The 18718-nt window shown below is 50.3% G+C and carries 11 protein-coding genes; 2 read left to right on the top strand and 9 right to left on the bottom strand.

The window, feature by feature from the left end:
* Positions 1–77: 77 nt before the first annotated feature.
* The 6 genes from SNR34_RS13065 to SNR34_RS13040 form a co-directional block, all read right to left on the bottom strand.
* On the bottom strand, positions 78–2348 hold the full coding sequence (locus SNR34_RS13065) for a helix-turn-helix domain-containing protein (RefSeq protein WP_486182069.1): 2271 nt from the start codon (positions 2346–2348) through the stop codon (positions 78–80).
* 239 nt (positions 2349–2587) lie between these two features.
* A complete protein-coding gene (locus SNR34_RS13060) occupies positions 2588–4045 on the bottom strand; it encodes an Msr family ABC-F type ribosomal protection protein (protein ID WP_486182068.1) in 1458 nt (485 codons plus the stop codon).
* 446 nt (positions 4046–4491) lie between these two features.
* Positions 4492–5118: an SMI1/KNR4 family protein gene (locus SNR34_RS13055; protein WP_236416763.1), complete on the bottom strand. Its 627-nt coding sequence runs from the start codon at positions 5116–5118 to the stop codon at positions 4492–4494.
* 161 nt (positions 5119–5279) lie between these two features.
* A complete protein-coding gene (locus tag SNR34_RS13050; protein ID WP_486182067.1) occupies positions 5280–7166 on the bottom strand; it encodes a beta-glucoside-specific PTS transporter subunit IIABC in 1887 nt (628 codons plus the stop codon).
* Positions 7167–7378: 212 nt separating this feature from the next.
* Entirely contained in the window at positions 7379–8209 is an 831-nt protein-coding gene (gene licT, locus SNR34_RS13045) for a BglG family transcription antiterminator LicT (protein ID WP_339277888.1), read from the bottom strand.
* Positions 8210–8593: 384 nt separating this feature from the next.
* Positions 8594–10033 (bottom strand): 6-phospho-beta-glucosidase, encoded by a 1440-nt coding sequence (locus SNR34_RS13040; RefSeq protein ID WP_339277887.1) that lies wholly within the window; start codon positions 10031–10033, stop codon positions 8594–8596.
* Between the two features lie 363 nt (positions 10034–10396).
* Between SNR34_RS13040 and SNR34_RS13035 the strand changes: the two genes are divergently transcribed.
* Complete coding sequence (locus tag SNR34_RS13035) at positions 10397–12121, top strand: cellulase family glycosylhydrolase (protein ID WP_486182066.1); 1725 nt, start codon at positions 10397–10399, stop codon at positions 12119–12121.
* 212 nt (positions 12122–12333) lie between these two features.
* Positions 12334–13233, top strand: a complete 900-nt coding sequence (locus tag SNR34_RS13030; protein WP_339277885.1) for a manganese catalase family protein — start codon at positions 12334–12336, stop codon at positions 13231–13233.
* Between the two features lie 425 nt (positions 13234–13658).
* Here SNR34_RS13030 and SNR34_RS13025 read toward each other — a convergent pair whose 3' ends face one another.
* From SNR34_RS13025 to SNR34_RS13015, 3 genes are all read right to left on the bottom strand, one after another.
* Positions 13659–15653, bottom strand: a complete 1995-nt coding sequence (locus SNR34_RS13025; protein WP_486182450.1) for a sucrose-specific PTS transporter subunit IIBC — start codon at positions 15651–15653, stop codon at positions 13659–13661.
* A 31-nt stretch (positions 15654–15684) separates the two neighbouring features.
* Entirely contained in the window at positions 15685–17181 is a 1497-nt protein-coding gene (locus SNR34_RS13020; protein WP_486182065.1) for a glycoside hydrolase family 32 protein, read from the bottom strand.
* Positions 17182–17339: 158 nt separating this feature from the next.
* On the bottom strand, positions 17340–18323 hold the full coding sequence (locus SNR34_RS13015; protein WP_339277882.1) for a LacI family DNA-binding transcriptional regulator: 984 nt from the start codon (positions 18321–18323) through the stop codon (positions 17340–17342).
* Between the last annotated feature and the right edge of the window lie 395 nt (positions 18324–18718).

The following is an 18718-nucleotide window of genomic DNA, read 5'->3' as shown; positions in this document are numbered from 1 at the left end:
ACGCAACTGCCCCATCAATCGGAGATTGCCGATTCCATGGGGCTTTTTCTTCTACTCTACTGGCAACGATGATCACACTAGCTCTCTCCCCTGAACTTTCCAGGTGTCATCCCTACAATTTTCCGAAAAGAACGGATGAAGTTGGCGGAGTTGTTGTACTGCAATCGTTCTGCAATTTCCGAAATCTTCATGTCGGTCTCTTTTAACCACTTTTTAGCCATATCCATTCGATATTGCGTCAAATATTCCCCAAAATTGATTCCTGTCTCCTGACGGAACACACGGCTCACGTAATGAGGATGGTAGTTGATCCGGGCAGCGCAGTTTTCCAGCGTCAGATCATGGTCATATTCACGATGAATCATATCGATGACGGCTTCTGAAATATGTTTGAATTGCGTTTCGCGACGACGCTCCAGTTCACATGTATAGGGCTTAACGAACATTGACCAGAACCAATGCTCAATCTCTTTGACATTACGCAGTTTGAATACGGATTGAATCAGCGAAGACTCGTCTTCCGTTGTGCTTTCCGCCGAGATGGACAGTTCATTACCGAAACGGAGAATATCGACCAACAAACGCAGCAAAGACAAGTGGTAATCCTGGAATGACGTATTTGACGGAAAAAGCTCCATAATGAATTGTTTCAATTCGATCTCTGCCTGCACGATGTTGCCTGACCGCATGGCATCAAATAAAGCTTGTTCCTTGTCTTGAGGGTACATGCCCACATCATGGGTCTTCGGCTGCACATCCTCAATGAACAAAATCGATTCTTGTCCAAGTCCTACGCTGAATTTAAGCGCCGTCTCAGATTCATGCAATGCTTCCCGAGTTCGTGCAAACGAACCGAACGGTCGACTTATTCCGATGCTCACTTTAATCCCTAAATACTTGGAGACTGTCCTTTGAATTTCCGTCGCCAATATGAACAGTTCTTCCTTCAATTCTTGGCCTGTTTTGCTTGAACCCAGCAAAGTGACTTGCATGTCCGTTATAACAACCGGCTCCAATCGGTTCGCCTGCGGTACCAGTTCACCAACCATGTTATTGATGGCAAACATAAGCAAATCCCGATTTGCCTCTTCATAACGGGTATCCTGCAACGTATCGATCTGAATCGCGAGCAAACTCATGCACGGCCACGCCTGGCCGATTCCGTACCAACCCAATTTTTCTTCAAAGTCTGCATGACCGATCTCTCCAGCCAACAGCTTATGCATGAAAAATTCTTTGAGCTGTATCTGCTGACCTTGGAGCTCGTTCATCATATGTGACTGGTTGCGTATTAAATCATTCACGCGTTCTCCGATCACCTGCAGCTCCCCGAGAGGCTCCTCCCGCTCTCGCGCAGTGCCAATGGCCGCCAGCGCTGCGTGGATGGAACGGATCGGACGGTACATCCGTCTGGAACCAAACCAGGCAAGAATCAACGTCATGGCCAAAATAGCCAAACAGACGAGCAAGGTAATCCATCCGATAATCCGGTTCTGTTCATTGATCTGTTCGTTCGATGCAACAGACACGTAAATCCAGCCATTGTAGGACGATTTGCGATAAGTGACGGTTACCGCCTTGCCTTCCAGCTTGGAAACATACTGCCCTGCGGCCGACTTCGTTTCCTGAAGCTGCTGCAAATAGGATTCGTCGCTGCCATTTGCGGGTACCATGTCCCTATTTCCTACCGTGATCGGATGAAAGCTTTGATCCAATATGAAAGCGTTTCCCAAATTACCATTCTGAACAGCCATCCTTCTTTGGATGACGTCCGGAGACAGTTCAACGCCAATGATGCCTTTCGGATTCGCTGCATTAAACGGTGCCTTTTTTACAAAAAACACGGCTCCCGCAGAATCCACCGCATCATTGGATCGCACCATACTCCAAAAAGAGCCTGGCTGCTCACGGGAGAAAGATTCGAGCTGTGGTCCAAAGCCCGGAGATGCATATTCATTCACGCCGGTGCTCGTCACCATCCAATGATGATCCAGACTATACAAATAAATTTCCCGGATGCCCAGCTCATAGGTTTGAATCGTGGCAATGCCTTTGTACAGTTCATGAACCATTTCAAAATCCTGATTGGTAATGGGCTTCGCAAACACCTGATTAACCACCGGGGATTGCAAAAACTGCGTTGCCGAGTTATCCACCGTCCGGAGCATCTGCTCGACGCCTGTTTGCATTTGCCGCAACAACAGTTTGTTGCCCTCATTCACCTTTTCTTGCACGGTTTGCGAAGAATTGTAATATGAAAAAGCGCCCAGCACAATCACGGGCAGCGTGCCTATTACAACCGAGAACAATAACAGTTTCCATAAGAAAGAAAGGGACCTTAGCTTCATTGCGCCTCCTCTATGTTCCAACCCGCGATAACCCTACATTAGTTAATTCACAGGATCGAGTCAACCATTTTATCCCAATCGTTGCGGATTCCATACAGAAACATACGGGTTCCGGACAGACGCAGCCGATGTTTCATGAACGATGGAGGGACCCTCCAGCGAACATCGCCATAAAAAGCCGACAGCACTCACGCTGGCGGCTTCCATGTCTGACAAGCATTGATGAAGCTTATTCGTTCCTACTGTCTTAACCTGCCCTGCTCCATGTGGAGAACCATATCAGCGGTATGGCGTACAAACGCTTGATCGTGCGTCACATAGATCAGCGTTCCTTCATAAGCTTTCACGAAGTTCTCCAATGCCTCGAGGGCGTCTACATCCAGGAAATTCGTCGGTTCGTCCAACAGTAAAATATTATACTCCTCCAGAAAGAGCCGGCACAGCTGAAGCCGGATCGCTTCACCTCCGCTCAGGGTCATCACGCTGCGCTGCAGGTCCGCATGACTGAATCGCATCGCATGCAGCACGGATCTGATTTGCTTTTCCTCGGCCGTAGTCCGTTTGTGCAAAAATGCCAGGATACCTTCATCGGCCGTAAAACGATAACTCATTTGCCGAAAATACCCGATCCGGGCTTTGGGGGACAGCATGATTCCTTGCCCTCCCTTGGCGATATGGTTAAGCAGCGTGCTCTTGCCGCTGCCGTTTGTGCCCGTAATGGCTACTTTGCTCCCCAAAGGAATCTGGAAGCTTGCATTGTGTAGCAGCATTTTACCCTCCACCGAAAGGGTCAAACGATCTGCCATGATCGGAAAACGGTTATGCAGCTTCAGCGCAGCGGATTGACGAAAGACAAGGGGCTGGCGATCCTGAACTTTGTGAACCTCCTGCAGCCGATCCATTCGCTGCTCGATGGCTTTGGCCGCGCGATGAACCGCTTTTTGGCTTGTTCCTTTTGACTTTGTCTCAAACATGCGATTGGCCTTGGCCTTGGCTTCCCGTTTTGAAGTGCGGCCTGGCTGGGTCACTTTCGCTGCCTTCTCCATTTTGTCCTGCGCAGCGCGTTCGAGCCGCCTCTTTTCCTTCACGTATTGGTCGTATGCCTGATTTTGCTGTTCATGTTCCAGCTGTTTCCGGGCTTTATAGTCGCTATAGTTTCCGGTGTACACATGCACTTGGCCGTCTTCGACCTCCCAGATCGTTGTTACGAGCTCATCGAGCACCGCGCGATCATGGCTGACGAGAATCAATGCACCATAGTAGAACCGCAGCTCATCCATCATAAAAGCAATGCCGTCACGATCCAGATGCGTGGTGGGCTCATCGATCAGTAAAGCCTCATGGTAATGCGCCAGCAAATTCCCCAACTTCAACCGCGTTTCTTCGCCACCGCTTAAACCAGAATGGGACGGGATCGCCAGCCTCGAAAGCAATTTGGCATCAATCTCCATCTCACTTTTATCTTCAGGTGCGGCCATCTGCTCCAAGTATCCAAAGTCCACATAACGCTTTACCCTGCCCGCTGTTGGCATGAGCCGTCCTGCAAGCAATTTAAGCAGCGTGCTCTTGCCTTGGCCATTTCTCCCCACGATCCCGATCCGGTCAAACTGATGCACGGCCAAGCGTTCAATATTCAGTAACACTCTATCCTGCAAGGAAATCTCTACTTGTTCCAATTCAAAACACATTTTTTCCATCTTCGCTACCTCCGAAATGTTTGATATTTCGTATCGATAGCGCTGTATCGATACGAGCCGATTCGTGCCGACCCGTATCAATAGAACAACAACATCATTTTGAACATTTACGTGCCTCCTGTCCTTGGACTTGTTTTGAGCTTTTAACGCTGCATGGATAAAAAACGCAAAAAATCGCAAGCCATCGCCTGCGATTCAACGTAAACGGGAATAAGACATCGTTATCCCTTATATTTAAAATGAGCATTTCCGAAAAAAAGGACAGACTGATCCCGTTTACTCTGATCCGATCAAACGAACAGAGCCTTGACCATATTTAATTAGCGGGTCAAAGTCAGGAAACGCAGTCTCATCGCATGTGTCATTTTCGGTCTATGCTCCTTCCGTATGTCAATTGAAATAATAACTATATTATATTTTTCCAGCGAAAAAAAGTCAAAAGCCGTTCATGAACGAGCCCATCTTTCGCTATTTTTCCAGTTCACAAGGCTGATTTTCCCATCGGGCACCAAATAATGATTCTCTTCATCCAATGCGTCGTCATCCAAACGATATAGTCCATTCACGAGGTCATTTGAGAAGTGGGCTACCAGTTCTCTAATCGTAGATGCTACCAGAATCCCCACGCGGTATTCATCATCAATGAATATAACCTGTCCATATTGTCCATCTATCGAGGGTGCTAAATCCAGAAACAACCCGGTGTGCGATCCGTCAAAGCCCAGCTGCAGCCAATCGGAATTATACATGTTGGAAGGATCAATCTCCTTGTCGACGGTCAACAGTTCAAAATTGGAGTTCCCGTCAGATTCCCTTCTTCTGTCAAATTCTTGCCTAACCCGATCTAATGGATAAAAGTCCATTCCATAAAATAAGCTGCCTAGATTTTCATCGTCCGTTAATCCATTCTTCCACAAATAAAGCTGCTTAAAGTCGTTCGGCAAAGCTTTCCCTAGTTCAGCTTCCAATTCTAACAGTTGAAGCTCGCTTGCCGGAGGTTGCAACGAACTTTCAATAATCTTGTCTGCATTCGCACTTAACCACTGTTCGATGTTTTGTAAGTATTCCTTCATTAGAATAGCTCCCTTTATGTAAAATAGTCCAGTTGCTAGATGATTCAACCTTGAAGCGGTCTTCTGAATGATATCACGTTTTCCAAATAAAGAAAGCCATTCCCTACCGAACAAACCGAAGTTTGTCGAGTTAGGAAATGGCTGTACATTTGAGATGCTAACTATTTCGAAGCGTGAAGGCTCAAGAGCGGCTCCTGCGTCTGAACCTCTCCCGTGCTTGCAGGCAATACTTGTTCATAGTTTGCAGAATTCGTGACGATAATCGGCGTAACCGTATGGTATCCGGCAGCCTTGATCTGTGCGATGTCGAACTCGAGCAGCAGGTCTCCTGCCTTTACACGGTCGCCTTCCTTGATATGGGACACAAAATGCTGTCCGTCCAGCTTGACGGTGTCCACGCCGACATGCACCAGGATTTCAGCCCCGCTGTCGGATACGACCGCCAATGCGTGTTTCTTCTTAAAGGCTACCGTTACCGTTCCGTCGAACGGAGCAACCACTTTCCCCACGCTTGGCTCGATGGCAACGCCCTGACCCATCGCTCCGGATGAAAATGCCGGGTCCGGAACTTCCGCCAGATCCACGATCGTACCTTGGATCGGGCTAAGCACCAGTTGGTCTGCCGCAGCAGTCAATGTCGATGCTTGTGCGGATGATGCGGATTTATTGGCTGCTTCGCCTTTGGCCGCTTCTTCCTCCACCGGATCTTTGAAGCCCATAATATACGTCAATACGGCCGAAACGATAAAGGAAACGACGATCCCGATAATCAGGCCCGGGAAGCCTTGTCCGCCTGGACCGTAGAAGATCGGCAGCGTGAGCAGTCCCGGCGCACCGGATGCAAACGCTTGGGTTCCCGCTTGGCCGATGATCGCTCCCCCGATCGCTCCGCCGATAATACCTGCGATGAATGGCCGTTTCAGCGGCAGCGTTACCCCGTAGATGGCCGGTTCGGTGATGCCGAACAGAGCCGTGAGCGTAGAGGACCCGGCCAGGGTTCTCAGCTTTTTGTTTTTCGTTCTAAGCATGACTCCAAAAGCCGCGCCCGTTTGGGCGAATACGGATGCCGTTGCGGCAGGTTTGATGCCGTCGCGGCCGTGAACCGCAACGTTGTTGATGAAGATCGGCACCAGGCCCCAGTGCACGCCGAAGATGACGAACAGCTGCCAGCCCGCACCCATGACCGCTCCAGCCAGCAGCGGACTGAAACCAAATGCGGCTACCAGCGCAGATGCAATGGCATTACCGACGTATACGCCGAACGGTCCGAACGCAATCAGCGTCAGCGGAACCATAATCACTAACAGCAGCAATGGCGTAATGAAGTTTTTGACGCTTTGATGAATGACTTTGTTCAGCCATCTCTCCAGGAAACTCATCACGATAACCGAAATGATGATCGGAATGACCGTGGATGAATAACTCATCAGGACCACCGGAATGCCGAAAAAGTCGGTTGGCGTGCCTTCATTTTTTAACGTAATGATGGTCGGATAGATCAGTGCGCCCGCGATCGTCAACGCGACAAAGGTGTTGCCCTGGAACTTGCGCGAAGTTGTAACCGCTAACAGCAGCGGCAGGAAATAAAACAGGCTATCCGCAGCCGCGTATAGAATGATGTAGCTTGTATCCGTCGTTGCGAGCCAGCCGGCGTTGGTGGCAATCAGCAGCAGCCCTTTTAAAATCCCGGCTCCGGCCATAACGCCGAGCAGTGGAGCAAAGATGCTCGAAATGACGTCAATAATGCCACCAAGGCCTTTAATGGACTTGCCCTTTTTTTCTTTGGAATCGCCATCGTCCAGAATGTTGCTGACTTTGCCGATGGCACTATACACCTCAGGCACCGTGTTGCCGATGACGACTTGAAATTGTCCTCCGTTTTCTTTCACGGCAATGATGCCTTCCGTTTTTTCCAATGTTGCTTTGTCGGCTTTGGCGTCGTCCTTCAGTACAAACCGCAAACGCGTTGCGCAATGCACCAGGGAAACGACGTTTTTCTCCCCACCGACCAGCTGTACGATTTCTTTGGCCAGCTTTTCATGACTCATCCTCTGCACCCCCATGTTTTCTGCGACAGGCGTATTTCGATTTTTTTGCACGCAAAAAACCTAAGCCTTGAAGAAAGGTGCCCAAACGAGCATACACCTTCTCATGGCTTAGGTTTTGCCTGCATAACCAGTAACAATCCCAGTTCAATCGTATTTAATTCCTGTTAATCACATAATATAATTATTTAACCATTTCTGTCAACAATTATTTATTAACGATTAACCACTCGTTCAATGTGCACGGTCAGATACAGCTTTTCCTCATTCGTCAGCTCGTGGTCATATTCCTTTTTGACGAACATTTCGATCTTTTCCGTGCATGCCGCCGCTTCCCGATGCTTCTCCTTGATCATGTCGTAGAAGTGGTCGTAGTTATTGTCGTAATGCGTTCCGTTCAGCACACGCTGCGAGAAAAATTTCAAGTGGGTAATGAAGCGGTAATAACTGAGCGATTCCTCATCGAACTCCATCTTGAAATGGTATTTCGCAATATTGATAATTTGCTGAATGAATTTGGTCATGTTCATCGTGGTCACGACTTCTTCATTCATTTCGGCATTCACGATATGCAGCGCGATAAAGGCCGCTTCGTCCTGCGGAAGCTCATACCCGAGCCGGGACTTGATCTGTTCCAGCGTACGCAGTCCAAGCGCGAATTCGGACTTGTACAGCTGTTTGATTTCCCAAAGCATCGCATTTTTGATCTCGACGCCTTCGCGGTATCGTTCTATCGCAAAATTGATGTGGTCCGTCAAGGATACATAGATGTTTTCATTCAGGTTTCTGCCCATGTTATCTCTCGCGTGCGTGATGACCTCTTCGACGATTTCGACCAGCTCGATCGGAACCTCGCGCAGCAGCATTTTGAAATTGTCGGAGGTCTGCTTGTTCTTCAGGGCAAACACCTTCTGAATGCGGGTCTCGTCTACTCTGTCTCCCGGCTTTTTCTTGAAGGCAATTCCGCGCCCCATAACGACAAGCTCAGCCCCGTCTGCCTGATAGATGCTGATTACATTGTTGTTGATGACCTTGGCTATTTTCACTTCCATCCCCCATTCACGATCCACTCGTAACTGCAAACCATCGTTACCCGGGCACGCAAAAAAAACCTCAAGCATCGCAAAGGAAAAAACGTTCAGGCGAACGTCATTCGCGGCAAGTCGTAACCTTTCATACGGCGCGGCGAACTCGCTGCACGGGAAAACAAACCCATGAGACCAAGATCGGCCGAAATGCCTGAAAAAGCCTCCGACATCTGCTTTTGGATGCTTAGGTTTTGCCTACACTTGTGTAGTAACAATCCCATAACGATATAATTGCGTCAAGTATAGCGCGAACTCGCAAGGATGTCAACGCTTTCACCGGAAGTCCGAAACCCGGAAGATTCGCCAGGTACGACGAACCTTCCAAATTGAACCGGCGATCGCCTATGCCTCCAGATCCGTTCCCCCGGATGCGATCACTTTTTTGTACCAATGGAAGCTTTTCTTCTTGATCCGCTTCAAATCCCCATTACCGGCGTTGTCGCGATCCACGTAGATGTAACCGTAGCGTTTCTTCATCTCGCCGGAAGAGGCGCTGACGATATCGATCGGTCCCCAACTCGTATAACCGATAATATCGACGCCGTCCTGAATCGCTTCGCCCATCTCGGCAATGTGCCGCTTCAGGTAATCAATGCGATAATCGTCGTGAATTTCGCCATCGGCCGCCACGACGTCATTGGCCCCAAGACCGTTTTCGACGACAAACAGCGGTTTCTGGTAACGGTCATGCAGCTGGTTGGCCGTGATCCGGAAACCTTTCGGATCGATGGTCCAGCCCCAATCGGATTTTTGCAGGTACGGGTTCGCGACGGAACCGAATACGTTGCCGCTGGTCATGTTTTTGACCACTTCGGGATCGGTGCTTGTCGTACGGCTGGAATAATAGCTGAATCCGATGTAATCCACGGTATGGTTTTTCAAAATGTCGGCATCGCCTGCTTCCATGACGATGTTTAAGCCGTGATCTTTAAAGAAACGTTTGGCATAACCCGGGTATTCACCGCGCGACTGCACGTCGATGAAGAAGTAGGACTCCCGGTCTTTCTCCATGCCCTGGAACACATCTTCCGGATTGCATGTATACGGGTAGAAGCTGCCCGCTGCCAGCATGCAGCCAATCATGGCGCCCGGAATGATTTCATGACATGCTTTGACGGCCAACGCACTTGCGACCAGCTGATGATGAGCCGCCTGGTATTGGATTTCTTTGACGTTATCGCCTTCTTTAAAGGCCAGGCCTGCCCCCAGAAACGGCAAATGCAGCAGCATGTTGATTTCGTTGAAGGTCATCCAGTATTTAACCTTGTCCTTGTAACGGGTAAATACGGTTTTAGCATACGTTTCGAACAGGTGAACCAGCTTGCGATTTCTCCAGCTGCCGTACTTTTCGATCAGGTTAACCGGCACGTCGAAATGAGCCAGCGTCACGACGGGTTCGATGCCGTGCTTGAGCATTTCGTCGAACAGGTTGTCGTAAAACTGCAGTCCGGCCTCATTCGCTGCCGCGTCTTCCCCGCTTGGGAAAATGCGCGCCCACGCAATGGAAACACGAAGCGCTTTGAATCCCATTTCCGCGAATAGAGCGATATCCTCCGGATAACGATGGTAAAAGTCGATGGCTGCGTGCGAAGGGTAGAACTCTCCTTCCTGCGGCGTAAATCCAGGCACATTGCCCTTCATGATGCTTCTGCGATTCTCCCCGGAAGGCAGCAGGTCCACAATGCTTAGTCCTTTGCCGTCTTCCAGATATGCTCCTTCCGCTTGATTGGCTGCGAGAGCTCCTCCCCACAGAAAGTTTTCGGGAAATTTGAAATTGCTCATGCCCAGTTCTCCTTTCGATTCTTCGTGAAGTATGTCCAACCACGCCTTTCCGATTCCAGGCAACAAAAAAACCCGAACCAGCGTGTCTACACATGTCATGTAAACAAGCCAGCTCAGGTTATGCCCATATCGGTAACATTCCCAGAATGCATTATGCGGTTGCATAAAACTGTACCAAGATTTAGGGCTCTTGTCAATTCAATGATTGGCGGGACGTGTAATACCCATGTCAAAAACCACTAATTTTTATATGAAATCATAACTAATTTTAAAGGTGTTTTCCCCTTCCATATTATGTTACGTTATATTACGAAAACGCTTTCAGTCATTCTAATACATATACCACAAAGGAGACAGAATTGAATGAAAAGAAAACGGAACAAACTTTTGAACTTCACCCTGGTCACGGCGATGATCCTTTCCCTTCTCTCTTCTGCCGTCGCTTCGGCGGATGCCGCCGAAAACAGCAGTGCCAATGAAACTGCAGCTCCGAGCAAAATTCAGGCTTACGTCAGTGATATGGAACCAGGCTGGAATCTCGGAAATTCCCTTGACGCGGTCGGCGAAGATGAGACGGCTTGGGGCAATCCCCGCATCACCAAAGAATTGATTCAGAACATCGCCGCACAAGGCTACAAAAGCATTCGCATTCCGGTGACCTGGGAAGCCCATATCGGCGAAGCACCTGAATACAAAATTGATTCCGCTTACATGAATCGCGTACAAGAAGTTGTGGATTGGGCGTTGGATGCTAATCTTTACGTCATGCTCAATGTTCACCATGATTCATGGAGATGGGTCAGTTACATGGAAAAAGACCACGACAACGTACTGGCCCGTTACAATGCCGTATGGACGCAAATCGCCGAAAAATTCAAGCATTCGTCCAACAAGCTGATGTTCGAAAGCATCAACGAACCACGTTTCACCGAAGGTGGGACAACCAATGAGGCGGTAGCCTACCGAATGCTCGACGAGCTAAATACTTCGTTCCATAAGATCGTCAGATCTTCCGGCGCCAACAACGCCAATCGTCCATTGGTGCTGCCTACGCTTCATACGTCCTCCAACCAGGCCGATCTGGATGCGCTGAACCAAACGATCTCCAAATTGAATGATCCCCATATCATTGCAACGGTGCATTATTACGGTTTCTGGCCGTTCAGCGTGAACATTGCCGGTTACACGACGTTTAATGAAGAAGTACAAAAAGATATCACGGATACATTTGATCGTGTGTACAATGCTTTCACGGCCAAAGGCATTCCCGTCATCGTCGGCGAATACGGCCTGCTCGGTTTCGACCAGCATACGGGCGTCATCGAACAAGGCGAAAAGCTCAAATTTTTCGAATTCATCGCCCATTACCTGCATCAAAAACAAATGACGACCATGCTGTGGGACAATGGACAGCACTTTAGCCGTACGGATTATACCTGGTCAGACCCGGATCTGTACAATGTCATGAAAGCTGGCTGGGAAGGCCGCTCCGCCACAGCGGAGACCGATCTGATTTACCTGAACGCAGGCGAAGCCGTGCAAGACAGAACCATTAAGCTGAACCTGAACGGCAACAAACTTCGTTCGCTCACGAACGGCAGCACGTCACTGATCAAAGTGAAGCATTATACCCTAAAAGGCGACACGCTGACGCTCAAGGCCGACCTCCTGAAACAGCTTGCGTCCTCCGGCGAGCTTGGTGTTAATGCCAAGCTTACGGCCAAATTCAACAACGGAGCCGACTGGACGTTCCATATCATTTCGAGGACCACGCCTGTATTGAGCAAAGCCTCGGGTACGACGGAATCGTTCGCCATTCCGGTGGCCTTTAACGGCAACCAATTGGCTACCATGGAAGCGAATTATACCGACGGAGAGATCGCCGGACCGCAAAACTGGACCTCCTTCAAGGAGTTCGCTTACACATTCAGCCCGGATTATGATCGTCAGGTCATCGAGCTGAAGCCGGCGTTTTTCAAGGAAACCAACGATGGCGAAATCATTCTGAAGTTCCATTTCTGGAACGGCGATGTGGTATCGTACAAAATAACGAAAAAAGGCTCAAGCATTGTCGGCGAACCCGCCTGATTCAACCAAAGCAGAGGATGCTGCCCAGCATATTTTTGCCAAAAGCGTTCCTTCGGAGCTTATGTTCCGTGGGAGCGTTTTTTTTGGCGGAACGACTTTCTCTTCACCCTCCCCCAGCACGAAACGGGCTTGATGCATCTGCCTCCCGCATAACGTACAAGTCGTGGTTCATACCTTAACAGTAATGTAACTACGCATAAGGAGGGAAACGCATGTTTAAACGGGTAGACCGTCTTGCCATCGAACTACCGATCGGCAGCAATCCCGACCCTAACGGAGCCTCTGCGGTTCAGGAGCTGATGGGCGGGCGTTTCGGGGAAATGTCCACGCTGAACAATTACTTGTTCCAGTCGTTCAATTTCAGAGGCAAAACCAAGCTGAGACCCTTTTACGACATTGTTGCCAGCATAACCGCCGAGGAGTTCGGGCATGTGGAGCTCGTGGCCAACACAATCAACCTGATGCTCGTCGGCACGACTTCGCCGGGCGATCCAGATGCGACCCCGCTTCGCAACACCAAGGATCTTCGCATGTCCTCCCTGTTTATCGAATCGGCCCAAACGGCCCTCCCTTATGACTCCATGGGCAGACCCTGGAACGGCTCTTACGTAACCAGCACAGGCAATCTCATCGTTGATCTGCTGCATAACTTTTTTCTGGAATGCAATGCAAGGACCCACAAAATGAGAGTGTACGAAATGACGGATCATCCGACGGCAAGGGCGATGACCGGTTATTTGCTTGTCCGGGGCGGCGTACATATTCTGGCTTATGCAAAAGCGCTCGAAATTGCGACCGGCGTGGATGTCACCAAAATGCTGCCTGTGCCGAACCTCGATAACAGCGTGTTCGATGCAACACGGAAATGGGAGGCCTTGGGCGAACACCGCAGATTGTATACGTTCAGCGACAAGGATTACCAGCAGATTGCGCAGATCTGGAAAGGAACCCATCCCCGCGACGGCGGCAAACTGGAAGCGTATGCGGGGCTCCCCGGTTACAGCGGGCCCATCCCTGAACTTCCGGAGTTGTCGGAAGAGTTCGCTCCGGGCATCTCTCAGGAAGACCTGCAGCAAATCGCGGAGCGGCTGAAACGGTCTGCGGGGTTGTAATCAGCGCCGTAGGCACGAGGTCAGCTATATAAACCGCACTAAACAATCACACAAGGCACTGCGAGTGCAGTACCATCTTCCGATCGCTGTTATCCCCAGATTTTTTCATATCCCTTTTTTCAAAGGGAAAATCCGGTGATAAGCCTATGCTTCCGAAGCAGCTTTCTTCAGAAAGCTTTTAGACCGCTACGCTTCTCCAGATTGGTTCTGCCTCTCCGTTAACGTGTGTATCTTTTTTGCGGTTTATATAGCCCTTTCCCCCAGCATTGCGGCAAGTTTGACAAATAAAGAAAAAAGGCATGGTCAATGCAGTGATTGTCCACTGCATGACCATGCCCTGCCTTCGGGAATATGAGTTCCATTTACTGTAGGTCTAGATGCCTCACCACACCTGTCTCTGTCGTTAAGGAACAAGTTCTCTTGATCTATGTTGTCTTCTTGAATTTGACTATAAGCACCGTATCCTGCCCTGCCTGCACCGGCCCTGATCGGGCAACCGTCACACTCTCGATCTCTTCGTTCCCACCAGGCACAAGAACGGGTGTGATTTGCGGCAATCCGGCTGACCGGATATGCTCCATATCAAATTCCAACAACAGCTGTCCTTTCGAGACATGATCGCCATTGCTCACGTGCAGCGTGAAACCTTCTCCTTTCAGACCAACGGTGTTGATGCCGACGTGAATCAGCACTTGCGCTCCCGTCGCATGCTCTAAAATGACGGCATGTTTGCTTTTGTGCATGACATGTGCCACGGTGCCTTCGAACGGAGCATATACTTTGCCATCGGATGGTTCGATAGCGATTCCTTCTCCCATGTGCCCTTCCGCAAAGGCCGGATCGGGAACGGTGGCCAAAGCAACGGCTTGACCCGTGATTGGGGCCGCTATATCCATCGTGTCAACCTGCACTTTTTCCATGTTTGTTGGAACAGGTGACGGAGCTGATGCGGATGCCGAGTCCGAGGCAATTACCGAATCTGCCATCGACTCCTCGTTACCGGACATGCCGTTCGAAGATCCGTTTTCCGAAGCTGCAGGCTTGTTTTTGTAACCGAACATCCAGGTCAGCGCAAACGCGATGCCCATCGCTACTACATTGGTCAAAATGTACACTGGCAGCTGGCTGTTCAGGTACAGCAACGTTCCCGGGATCGCGGTAACCGCCATGCCCGTGCCCTGCAAATGGAACAGGGATGCCAGAAAGCCTCCTGCCGCGCCGCCGACCAGACCCATAATAAACGGTTTCATCAAACGAAGGTTGACCCCGAAAATCGCCGGTTCAGTGATGCCTAGAAAAGCCGAGAATGAAGAAGGCAAGGCAAGCGCCTTTAACTTCGTATCTTTCGTTTTCAAACCAACTGCCAGACAAGCTGCCCCCTGTGCCGTAATGGCACATGTAATAATCGCGTTGAATGCATTGGCACCCGTTCGCTCCAGCAATTGTATCTCAAGAAAATTGAATATATGATGCACGCCGGTAACCACAATGATTTGATGCAAAAATCCGATCACAAGCCCCGCAATGCCAAACGGCAGATCCAGAACGGCGGTTGTGCCGTGCAGCACCCATTCCTCCAGGGAATGGAATACCGGGCCGATGGCGAACAAACCCAGCGTGATCATGACAGCAAGCGTAATGAACGGCGTAAGGATCAGATCCAGCGCTTCAGGTACCCGCTTTCGGAGAAACTTCTCAAATTTGGCGCCGATCAAGCCCACGAAGAAGGCGGGCAGGACTGAACCTTGGTAACCGACGACCGGTATGAAGCCGAACATGTGCAGCGCCTTTGCCGATCCGTCTGCGACCGCATACGCGTTCGGCAGCGCCGGATTGACCAGCATCAAACCAAGCACAATGCCGAGCACGGGGCTGCCGCCGAATACGCGGAATGCAGACCACGCCACGAGTGCCGGCAAAAACGCGAAGGCCGTATCGGTCAGAACTTGCGTAAAGAGCAAAAAGTTTGGCGAAATATCATCAGGCGTAGCCCCGAACAACGCCAGAATCTCGCTCTGGGTGAGCAGGCCGCGCAGACCCATGAATAGCCCGGTTGCCACCAGCACCGGAATGATGGGCACAAACACGTCGCCAAAGGTCCGGATCCCTCGCTGAAACACGTTGCCCTGCTTTTTGCTTTGGCCTTTCAAATCTTCCTTGGATGTGCCTTCGATCCCGAGCTTCTCCACTTCCTCATAGATCCGGTTGACCGTTCCCGTGCCAAAAATGATCTGGTACTGCCCCGAGTTAAAAAATGCACCTTTGACTTTGTCGATGGTTTCGACCTGTTTTTGGTCGATTTTGTCCTTGTCGTTCACCATGATGCGAAGCCGGGTTGCGCAGTGCGCAAACGATGCGATATTATCCTTGCCGCCGACGGCCTGGATGACTTCGCGAGCGATCTGTTGATTGTCGGACATGGAATTCATTCCCTTCGTGCCTGATGATTGTTTAACGTTTTGCATTTTGATGCTCGTAATCCCACTTGCTTGCTTTAAATGTCGCTCTGCCGCCGTGGGCAAAGAAACGGATGCCATCACTCGTTTGGCTTGGGAAAATCCGGCTCGTGAAAACTTCTTCCCCTTCGTTCACGAAGATTTCGACCGATGACGTATCCACGAACATGCGAAGCCGGATCGTTTCGCCGCTTAGAGAGCATCGACGCACGCTGCCGTTGGCTTCGGCCAGCGCTGCCCCGGACGACGAACGATCCAGCACCAGCTTCTGCTCCGCCCGGTCATACCATATGACCGTTTTTTCCTGCTCGCTCGAGCGGAATTCGATACCGAAACGATCGGCATCGCAGCTGTCAATGATGCAGTCCAGTTCAAACGCCGTGCCGGCGAAGCCAGGGATTGTTCTGGTTTCGTTTTCAAGGGTCACGCCGACGGTCTGCTTCGTTTCGGTCATGCGCAGCTTCACCATTTCATCGACGGGCTGTTGAATGAGTTTGTCGTCTCTAATGCTCAGCTGCCGCGGAATCGTCAGGCAATGCGCCCAACCGCTGCCGTCCGTCGGATACGCCAGATCGGGCAATCCCATCCATCCGACAAGTATGCGTCTGCCATCCGGAGCTGCCATCGTCTGGGGTGCATAGAAATCAAACCCGCGATCCAGTTCCCTGAAATCGCCGTGGTTGAATGTTAACGTTTCCGGATCGAACGCTTCACCGATGAGATAGCCGGATTGATAGATGTTGTTGTATCGATCCCCTTCCGGTTGCAACCCTTGAGGGCAAAAAATCAGTACACCCTGGCCATCCAGCTCCATATAATCCGGACACTCCCACATATATCCGAATTCATTCAAATTCGTCCGCAGCTCGCCCAAAAGCGTCCATTCCAACATGTCGTGCGAGCGATATAACACGGCGCAGCCGGTCTCGTTCTCGCGCTGGGCTCCTATGATACAGTAATACCATTCTCCGTCTTGCCATACCTTCGGGTCCCTGAAATGGTCCGTGTATCCAGGCGGCACGGCCGGGATAACAGGGGTTTCGCGTTTAATCACCACATCATCTTCATCCATGACCGCAAGGCATTGGTACGGATGCCTGATCCATCGTTCATCCCTTGTATTGCCTGTATACATCAGCATCAGCTTGCCATCCTTCTCGATGGCGCTGCCCGAATAGGCACCATGTGAATCCTGTGGATCGCCCGGATGAATGCCGATTCCCCTGTCTTCCCAATGCACGAGATCACTGGAGCGAACGTGGTACCAATACTTCATGCCATGCTCCGTTCCAAGCGGGAACCATTGATAGAACAGGTGATAATAGCCTTGGTAAAAGGCAAAACCGTTCGGGTCGTTCAGCAGCCCCGTTTGGGGCTGAATATGATATTGCTGCCGCCACGGACATGCGGCGATGAGCGCTTCAAGTTTGCGCAATTCACCTGGATCGGCCTGTTCAAGCCGACGGTAAAGCCGTTCTCGGGTCATTTTCATATCGAGTACTCCCACCCTTGCCATTGCTGTTTTCGTCCAAGAACGGAACCGGTTCCGAACAACGCAAAAAAATAATCCCATCAGGAATTCTTCTCAAGGTTCCTGCTTTTCCGCAGAAGTTTGGAACCGGTTCGATGGGACTATCATAAAGGATTTTTTTATAATTTGTCAACGCTTTCTCGGGAAATCAGCTCCACGTCAAGCACGGCGCACTTCTCCACCGGTTCTCCCGCAACAAGCCGGATAATGTGGCTGGCCGCGATTCTCCCGGCCTGAGTATAATGGTATCGTACCGTGGTCAGCGCAGGATTGATCATCTCCGTGATGTCATATCCACCGAAACCGCTCACGGATATATCCTGCGGAATCTGCCTTTTGGCGGCAAAAGCCGTTTTCATCACGGCCAACGCAATATTGTCTGTTGCGCATACAACCATCGATGACCTATCGTTGTTTAACACCTGCTCAGCCGTATGTGCTGCCTCCGACATCTTAAAGCTCGACTCATGGTAGGTTACATTACATCCAGGACATTCCGCGATGGCACGCCGAAACCCTTGCTTCCGGTGAATGCCCACGGCCTGATCCCGTTCGGTTACACCCAAATAACTGATCTCGCGATGTCCGTTTTGCAGCACATGCTTGCCCATTTCATAACCGGCCTGGTCGTCATTATGTACGACGCTATGGAGCCGTTCATGCTGCTGTCCGACCAAAATGACCGGGATGGCGATGTCGTCCACCGCTTTCAGATGTGCTTCCGTCACCTCTGCTGCAAGCAGGATGATGCCGGAAACCTTCTGTCTGGCAAAATCGTAAATGGCATCGATTTCCCGCTGCATGTCCTGGCTTGTGTTTGCAATCAGCATCTGGTATTGGTTGCTGCGCAGTTCCTCATCGATGCCGATCAGCGTCTGGGACGTGGCAAAGGAGTCCAGGCGCGGGACAACTGTGCCGATGATGCTTGCCCGCTTGGCCTTCAAGCTTTGGGCAAAGGTGTTGGGAACGTAGTTGTATTGTTTGATAATCCGCTCAATGCGTTGGCGCGTATCCTCGCTGACCGATCCACCGTTGAGGAACCGGGAAACCGTGCTCTTTGCGACTCCCGCCAATTGGGCGATATCCGAAATCGTTTTGTTCATAATTACCCCTTTTGCAGAAATTGCATAATAATCGTCATTATTTATATTATACTGCGAATCCCTGTCCCATGGCGAATGAGTCTATTTACTTTATCACATGAATGCGTCAATCCGTCATCTTGCGATCAATTCCGGAGCATGCTATTATGACTTCAATTCATTTCATGTCACCTATTGACGGGATCAGAATAAAATTACTTTATAAAAGCCATGACGGAAAGAGTACGCGGATTACATGTTCATCACAGGGACGCGGTGCCGGAGACTGAAAGCACCCGAAAGCAGCATGCCGCCGAAGTTCACTCCCGAGCCGATTGCTGAAGGGCTAACCTTTTCAGGGTTTCTACAGCTCCTAGGACAATCCGTATCCTTGCGTTAAAAGGTTAAGTGAGAAA

This window comes from Paenibacillus sp. XP01 (genome assembly GCF_057364885.1).
Note: the sequence above shows the minus strand (reverse complement) of the source record. Positions and strands in the feature narration are given on the sequence as shown.